The organism is Carboxylicivirga sp. (assembly GCF_982718395.1).
Map to the genome: position 1 here is coordinate 1 of NZ_CEXQWX010000223.1, position 8,137 is coordinate 8,137.

The 8,137-nt window shown below is 37.6% G+C and carries 7 protein-coding genes; 4 read left to right on the plus strand and 3 right to left on the minus strand.

Annotated features, from left to right (window positions below):
* From AC4MRQ_RS23750 to AC4MRQ_RS23760, 3 genes are all read left to right on the plus strand, one after another.
* Nucleotides 1–252, plus strand: a 252-nt coding sequence (locus tag AC4MRQ_RS23750; RefSeq protein WP_491200219.1) for a RagB/SusD family nutrient uptake outer membrane protein, incomplete at its 5' end; no start/stop codon positions are given.
* 11 nt (nucleotides 253–263) lie between these two features.
* Nucleotides 264–1,463: a DUF5000 domain-containing lipoprotein gene (locus tag AC4MRQ_RS23755; protein ID WP_491200220.1), complete on the plus strand. Its 1,200-nt coding sequence runs from the start codon at nucleotides 264–266 to the stop codon at nucleotides 1,461–1,463.
* Complete coding sequence (locus AC4MRQ_RS23760) at nucleotides 1,453–2,583, plus strand: DUF4998 domain-containing protein (RefSeq protein WP_491200221.1); 1,131 nt, start codon at nucleotides 1,453–1,455, stop codon at nucleotides 2,581–2,583. The genes AC4MRQ_RS23755 and AC4MRQ_RS23760 overlap by 11 nt, the downstream gene beginning before the upstream one ends.
* Before the next feature lie 170 nt (nucleotides 2,584–2,753).
* Here AC4MRQ_RS23760 and mtaB read toward each other — a convergent pair whose 3' ends face one another.
* The 3 genes from mtaB to AC4MRQ_RS23775 all read right to left on the minus strand — a co-directional run bounded on the left by mtaB (nucleotide 2,754) and on the right by AC4MRQ_RS23775 (nucleotide 6,159).
* Entirely contained in the window at nucleotides 2,754–4,040 is a 1,287-nt protein-coding gene (gene mtaB, locus AC4MRQ_RS23765) for a tRNA (N(6)-L-threonylcarbamoyladenosine(37)-C(2))-methylthiotransferase MtaB (RefSeq protein WP_491200222.1), read from the minus strand.
* 2 nt (nucleotides 4,041–4,042) lie between these two features.
* The gene (miaB, locus tag AC4MRQ_RS23770; RefSeq protein ID WP_491200223.1) at nucleotides 4,043–5,386 is read right to left on the minus strand and encodes a tRNA (N6-isopentenyl adenosine(37)-C2)-methylthiotransferase MiaB; all 1,344 of its coding nucleotides are present in this window, start codon (nucleotides 5,384–5,386) and stop codon (nucleotides 4,043–4,045) included.
* A gap of 92 nt (nucleotides 5,387–5,478) precedes the next feature.
* The gene (locus AC4MRQ_RS23775; protein WP_491200224.1) at nucleotides 5,479–6,159 is read right to left on the minus strand and encodes a ferredoxin--NADP reductase; all 681 of its coding nucleotides are present in this window, start codon (nucleotides 6,157–6,159) and stop codon (nucleotides 5,479–5,481) included.
* Nucleotides 6,160–6,532: 373 nt separating this feature from the next.
* Here AC4MRQ_RS23775 and AC4MRQ_RS23780 point away from each other — a divergent pair.
* The coding region (locus AC4MRQ_RS23780; protein ID WP_491200225.1) for a ligand-binding sensor domain-containing protein at nucleotides 6,533–8,137 on the plus strand (1,605 nt) is incomplete at its 3' end.

Sequence of the window (8,137 nt, forward strand, 5' to 3'; positions counted from 1 at the left end):
ATTCAGCATGAGCGTACAGCAGAGCTAGCCTTTGAAGGTAAGCGTTATTACGATCTCAGAAGATGGAAAACAGCAGATATACCAATGAATAAATCAATTCAGGCTTATAACATCGATGGAGAAACAGCAGCAACCTTTAATCAAATAGTAACTCTTGAACAGCAAAATTTCTTTACGCGAGATTATCTTTTACCAATTGCTAACCAGCACATAAGAGTAAACGATAATCTGGTTCAAAATCCTTTGTGGTAAAACAAGTAGATATGAAAAATATAAGATATTACTTAATTGTTTTCATGGCACTTGTCATTGTGTCATGCGAAGAAGAAGATTCCCGGGGACAATTCCCTGTTGATGATACTCCCCCGGGAATGGTTAGTGACGTTCAGGTGCAAAATCAGCCAGGATTAAGTGTCATTACATACGTACCACCTACCGATGCTGATTTGCTTTATGTGCAGGCTTCATACATCAATGATTTAGGTAAAGAAGCAATAGTAAGAGGTTCGTCATTTACTAATAGTATGGAATTGCCTGGCTTTTCAAAACAGAAAAAGGTAAATATAAAATTAACAGCAGTTGATAAAAGCCAAAATATTGGTAATCCGGTGACAGTTGAAATAGAACCTTTGGATAATCCCATTCACGATATACTTGCAAGCATTGAATGGTGGGAAGTATTTGGTGGTGTTAAATTAAAGTGGACCAATGAAGAAGAAGAAGAGGTGGTTATCGAGTTTTTAAGAGAAAACACAGTTACTGAAAAATTCGAGTTTTATGAAAACATTTATACTGAGGCACAAAGTCTGGAAAAAGCAGTGAGAGGATTGGAGGCTGTGGAAACAAACTTTGCGTATTTAGTTCGTGATCAATATGGTTTAAGAACCGACACAATCTCTTTTTCTGCTACTCCATTCTTTGAAGAGCAGGTTAGCAGTCCTGCGGTTCGTGAGTTAAGTCATGCTCCACATTTCTCTTTCCCGTATAGTGAACCATACTCGGTACTTTGGGATGGAAATACAGGAAAACAAAGTTATAGTATAAAAAATACTGAGGGCGGCCCGGTTTGGTTTACAATGGATTTCAATGAGCAAATTAAATATAGTCGTTTTACAATGTGGTGCCGACCTGATTTTATATATGCTCACAGTCAACCACGACATATAAGATTGTTAGGAACAAATGATCCAACTGTAGCCAATGATCCAGTTAGCGAAGAAGGATGGGAAGTAATTGATGAATGGATAGATCAAAAGCCATCCGGTGGTGATGCCAATGATACTCCAACAGAAGAGGATGAACAATATTTTGCTTCAGGTATGGAGTTCGAAATTGATATTAATGCCGGTTTCTATCAGTATGTCCGTTTTATTTCTGTTGAATCATGGGGAGACACGGACCGTATGTGGTTAGGTGAATTAAGATTTTGGGGACAAAAAAAATCAATGAACGATGAAGAATAGATATTTATATTTTATATACTCTTTCATTTTGTTATTAGTGTTTGCATCATGTGAAGATATGAATGAATTGCATGAGGAATGGATGAAAGACGGAGAAATCAATTACATTGGAAAAGTTGATTCTGCACATGTAACCAGTGGTGATCAAAGAATAGGCTTTGATTGCTATCTAAGTGATAAACGCGTTAAGTATCTTAATATAAATTGGGTAGAGTTTGGGATGAACAGAGAAACAAGGATTGCAGTAGAAGAGGTTGTTCCCGGTTCACCATTTAGTTTTATTCTGGAAGATGATCAAGCTGTAGCAGAAGGTGACTTTACCTTTACTTTTATTTCGGATGATAATGCGGGCACATATTCAATTGACTTTAATACTGTTGGCAAAGTATATGGTGAGAAATATGCCGGTTCATTAACCAATCGCACCTTACTTGGTTTTGAATTAGTTGAAGAAGGCATCTACATGCAATTTAGTGCTCCGTTAAATGAGACTGATCAGGGACTTGAGGTATATTATAACAATGGTACAGAAGATGTGACTTTATCGTTTACCGTGGAAGAGTTGGAAGAACCTGTCTTTATTTCAACACCCAATTTTGATACGCCATTGCAATATTCAACGCTCTACCAACCTGTTAATTGCATGGATACTTTCAGGGCGCCAACTGTTACACCAACCATTGAAAAGTATGTGAATGTTGCCTTGAATAAACCAGCTACCTCATCGCCCACTCTAAATGATAGTTACACAGCAGATAAAGCTGTAGATGGCATAATTGGTGATAATGCATCAAGGTGGATCAATGCAAGAGTGGCTGGCGGACATTGGTTAGAAATTGATTTGGAAGAAGAACATGCTGTTGAGCAAGTGAAGATATACGATGATACACCAATAACGAATTTCAAATTGGAGGTATTCCAAGAGGGAGAATGGGTTCTATTAGATGATGTAACAGATGGAAGTAACAACTGGACTGGTTTATACGAAAGCATCCCAGCAAGTAAAATCAGATATGTATTTGAAACAGTTGCCGATAATCCGGAAACTGATCCTGAATATTCTTCAACAATAATAAGAATGTTTGAAATGGAAGTCTTTATTAAAACAAAGATTCAATAAGGTTTTAGTAGGTCTCCAAAATCAGATTCCTGTAATTAAGATAAGAAAGGTGCCTCAAATTAGGGTACCTTTCTTTTTATCCAGAAGGCCTTTTGAAAAAGCTTAGATGTTTTTAGAAAGGATTAAAAGAATAAAGCAGGCCGTACTTTACTTTATTCAAGAAAAGTGAATTAATCAATTAACATGCCCAATAAGCAAGGCTCATTACCTTGTTCTTCAATATCGACAATTTGCATTGTGTATAGCTGATTCTTTCGAAGCTCCTGATTTACTTTTACAGGAATATAAAACTCGCCATACCCTTTAGAAATACTTCCATTAATCGTATCGATTAATACTTGTTGTTGTTTACCAATAAACTGTTTTCGATATTCGATTTTTGTTTGCAAGGCAATTGATCTGATTACTTCACTCCTCTTTGTTTTTTCTTTTTCCGGAATCAGATTGGTCATCCTTGCTGCGCGGGTGTCTTCGCGTTTTGAATATTTAAAGGTGTGAACATGACCAAAACCGACTTCTTTAACCGCCTCCACCGACTTTTGAAAATCGGTTTCGCTTTCGCCCGGAAAGCCCACAATGATATCCGTAGTAATATTAAAAAGTGGATTTATGGTACGAAGACGTTTTACTATTCGCTGATATAATTTATAGGTGTACATCCGGCGCATTTGTAATAGTACCGACTCTGATGCACTTTGTAAACACAAATGTAGATGCGGTGTAATCTTTGGATGCTTTAACAATTCGAAAAACTCATCATCAAAACTGTCTGGTTCGATGGATGAGATGCGCACCCGAAAATCAAGGTCAATATCTACGATTTGTTTTAAGAGTCCTGAAAAAGTAAGGCCGTCATGATTATATCTGCTGATGTTAACACCAGTAATCACTACCTCTTTATATCCAAAACCAACAACTTGCTTAATATTCTCAATAATATCATTGACCGAACGACTGATGGCCCGTCCCCTTACTTTAGGGATTATACAGAAGGTGCAGAAATTATCACATCCGTCCTGTATTTTAATCATACTGCGGGTATGGAAGGTATCAGCTGCAGGAGCATAGCTAAATACGCCTCCCTGGTTTTGGTTCGATGGTAGAATTTCTTTATTAAAATGCGCCTCCACCAGCTGAGGTATAGCACTTTTTTGCTGGTTATCGACCACATAGGCATTGGGATAGCGTTTCTCAAGCTGCTCTTTGTGGTGATTGGCCATACAACCCGTAATAATAAGCATACCTGAATGGCCATGATTTAAGGCATTATTTACCACATACCTCGATTTCTGATCACTTTGATTAGTAACTGTGCAGGTATTAACCACAAACACATCGGTATCCTTGCTATCCTCTACCACATCATAACCTAAGCCAACAAACTTAGATGCCAATGCATCTGTTTCAAATTGATTAAGACGGCAACCTAAGGTTTTAAAACCAACTTTCTTCTTCATCTTTACCCCACCAACTCCTTTACTTCAACCAGTTCGCCTTCAATTGAGAAATTGCTTGCTGAAGTAATTTTCACATTCACAATTTGACCGATTAATGCATGATCTTCTGATGCAAAACGAACCGTAATCTTACCTTCTGTTTGTCCGCTCAGATATCCCTTTTTCCGGTCCGTATCCCTGACTAAAACCGGAAATACCTTTTCAACCATGTTCGCATTATATGTACCCGACACTTCTGCTAAGTCATCTGATAATAATGCCAATCGTTCTTTTTTTATTTTCAGATCCACATCGTCGGGCCAACTGTAGGATGCTGCACCCGGGCGCTTCGAGTACATGGCGACATAAGCCATATTATATTGAAACTCTTTTAAGGCCTTACGTGTATTCTGAAACTGAGCATCCGTTTCGCCCGAAAAACCAACTATAATATCGGTAAACAAAGTGGCCTGCGGAATTAACTCACGAATAGCCGTTACAGTTTCCCTATATTTTTTTACCGAATGCTTCCGGTTCATTTTGATCAACACCTTATCATCTCCCGATTGAATAGGCAAGTGAATTTGCTTGGCCAGGCAATCGTATTTGGCAATCACTTCTACCACTTCTCTTCCCATATCGCGGGGATGCGGCGATGTAAAATACACCCAAAATACATTTTCTGAGTTCTCTCCAATCTTACCAATCTCCTCCAATAATTCAGCAAAAGTTATCTCATCACCTTTTTTATCGAGTCCATATGAATTCACATTCTGTCCCAATAAGGTAATTGACTTGTAACCTTTCTCAACCAGGCTTTTTACTTCATCAATAATTTCAGACGATGGTCTGCTTACCTCCCGTCCTCTCGTATATGGCACGGCACAGAAAGAACAAAACTTATCACAACCGTTCTGAATCGGTATAAAGGCTTCGAAGGAACTGTTATACTTTGGTTTCACCTGCCAGAAGAAGGACATTTCTTCTTTTGGATTTAGGTTGTCACGTTCCAACCCAGCCGGTGTTGTGATACCATACTGCGAAAGCATCTGCGGAAACTGAGGTAGTTCACGCATGGCAAATACAATATCAAACAGCTTTAAAAACTTCTCTTTATCGGCAGGCAAAATACAACCACTGATAAAAGTAATCAGGTTTTGCGATGCTTTACGCTTGTTCCAGTTGGCAATTTTAGAATAAACTTTATCAATTGCTTTTTGACGTACCGAACAGGCTAATATGCCAATAATATTGGCTTCTTCCTCATTATCGGTCCATTGGGCACCCATCCCATCTAACACCCTTTTTACACGCTCACTGTCCGATTGATTCATCTGACAGCCCAATGTAACTAAATGATATTTCACTGTTATTTTCTTTTACTGCTAACTATATAACTTCTCTTACACCTTTTCCAAAGTTTAAAACTTTGGAAAAGATCAAACACCTAGCCTACTCGCTAGAAATAGACCTCTGCATGAATATTATCGGTACTGACTCCTTGCTCTTCAAGAATGTCATATACATCATGAATCATGTTACAATTGCCACACAAATAATAGTGCGCCTCTTTTCCAAAAGGATTCTTCTTTAAATATTCAGTTACTCGTCCGTTAAACTTCCCTTTGTTATCACGCGATGTGCAAAGGACGTACCTATCTTCTTCATAGGTTTCAGCATCATAAGCCTCTTCCCCTTCTCTCACACCATGTAACAAAGTATAATTCAGACCCGGCTTACTCAACACAAAACTATGGAATGGCGAAATACCAGTACCACTTGCAATAAATACATATTCCTGATCAGCTGGTAAATTTTTATTGATAGTAAAATAGCCAACAGGTTCTTCCACTACAACATATCCACCTTTTTGAAGCTTCTTTAAACTCGGTGAAACAAGGCCATTCTCCACCTCTTTTACCAATATCTCAAGGCTGTCATCCTGCTCAGCACTGTAAATCGAATATTCACGTGTATGGATACCATTTGGTGGTCCTACACATACATGCTGACCGGCTTCAAACTCCAAATCCTTTTTTTCTATGCGCATTACAAATGTACTATCCGTCAAATGACGAATATCCAATATCTCATGTAAATCAGTTTTAATCTTATTAGCCGTCGGAACTTCTTTTTCCATATTCTATTAAAATTCTTTAGTTTGTTATTTTCCCAATTCGAATTTAACTTCATCAATAAACACTCCAAATGTCTATTTGGTTTAATAAAAAACACCTTTAGGTATTAATTAACGTTCTTTAACCCGGATTCTATGCCGGAGATTCATTATAAGCGCTGAAAACACCGGTTGTACCTGCAGTGTAAAAAGTACTACCTATGGAACGATAAACTACATCAGTATGGTTTATAGCCCAACCATTACATCCTTAGCTTTTGAAAGACAATAGCTTTTAATACAAAACATTTGAAAGCACTCTTTATAAAAGTCGAAAGGAAAAGCCAGCATTATCTATTTTTTTATATTTTCACATCCCATAAAATAATCAGCAATTATGCGCCATATTACCACAATTCTCTTCTTTCTGTTATGTCTCTTATTACCAAGTATCAGTGCCCAAAACACCAACTATGGATACAATGTGTTAGATACTGAAAATGGCTTAAGTAATAATTCTGTAAATTGTATCATTCAGGACAGTCGAGGGTATATGTGGTTCAGTACCTACTATGGCCTGAATCGATATAACGGTTACGAAATAAACAACTTCTATAGTACAAGTGACGATGAAACCACTTTAAGCAGCAACTTCATTACCAAACTTCAGGAGGATAACGATGGAAACATTTGGGTAGGAACCAAGTTTGGATTAAATAAATTTGATAAAGACACAGAGAAATTTAAACGTTACCTTGCCAACTCCAACCAACCTACTTCTCTACTAAATAATCATATAGGTGATTTATTACTCGACAGCAAAAATCAGATATGGATAGGTACTATGGGAGGTGGTTTGTACTGCTACAACAAGCAAACAGATGACTTTTCATGCTTTGCTCAAAAAGATGCACCAGGGACATATATTAACATGATTTCAGCTATTACAGAAGGTAATGATGGCGAATTATGGGTTGGTTCTTACGGTCAGGGCTTAAGCATGTTTGACACAAAAGAACAGGTCTTTATCAATTACGAGTTTCCTACCATGCAAATTAACTCTTTGCTCGATGATGAAAATGGCAGTATTTGGATAGCAACAGATAACATGGGACTATATCGCTTTGATAAAGTGATGAAGGTATACGAACGTTTTAATTTACAAAGCAGCTCATCCGGCTCTAACCTCAACATTATCCTCTCATTAACCATAAATAAGGATGGTAGTTTGCTGGCCGCTGTTGATGGTGGTGGTATTATTAATATCGACCCGGTTAAGAAAGAGATGCTTCATAACAATGAAAACAACAAAGCGCATTATCAGCTCGACACAAAAGCCATTTATTCTGTTTATATCGACAGCAATGGTTTGTACTGGGTGGGTACCATCGGGAAAGGTATCAGAATAATCAATACGGAACGAAATCGCTTTCAACATTATAAGCATCATGCTCATAATTCAAGCAGCATTAGTGATAATGTTGTATTAAGTCTGTTACAAGATTCAAAGAATCGAATTTGGGTGGGAACTGATGGTGGCGGACTGAACCTTTTCAATAAAAAGAATGAGTCTTTTCATCGTTTCAATAAGATGCCATCTAACCGTAAAAGCAATGTGATTAAAAGAGTATTCGAAGATAGCGAACAAAACATATGGCTTGGAACTTACGGTAGCGGATTGGCATGGTTTAACGAGCAAACCAATGAATTAATCAGCTATAACCCTTATAGTACTCTTAACAACGAATCTATTTCTATATCAGTCTGGTCTATTGCTCAAAAAATCGACAAAAGACTTTGGATAGGAACCCTTGGCAATGGTCTTTATGAATTTAATACTGAAACGAAGGTATTCACTCACCTAAAAGATATCTACCCTCAGCTCAATAATGTAATGAACGACTATATCCTAAGCCTGTTGGTTGATTCTAAGAAAAATCTATGGATTGGAACAAGCAATGGTATCTATGTGTGGCTGAAAGGCGAGGAAAAGTATATCAGA

Coding starts and splice junctions, on each gene's coding strand:
- AC4MRQ_RS23755 (WP_491200220.1), top strand. CDS start 264: ATGAAAAATATAAGATATTACTTAATTGTTTTCATGGCACTTGTCATT.
- AC4MRQ_RS23775 (WP_491200224.1), bottom strand. CDS start 6,159: ATGGAAAAAGAAGTTCCGACGGCTAATAAGATTAAAACTGATTTACAT.
- AC4MRQ_RS23760 (WP_491200221.1), top strand. CDS start 1,453: ATGAAGAATAGATATTTATATTTTATATACTCTTTCATTTTGTTATTA.
- mtaB (WP_491200222.1), bottom strand. CDS start 4,040: ATGAAGAAGAAAGTTGGTTTTAAAACCTTAGGTTGCCGTCTTAATCAA.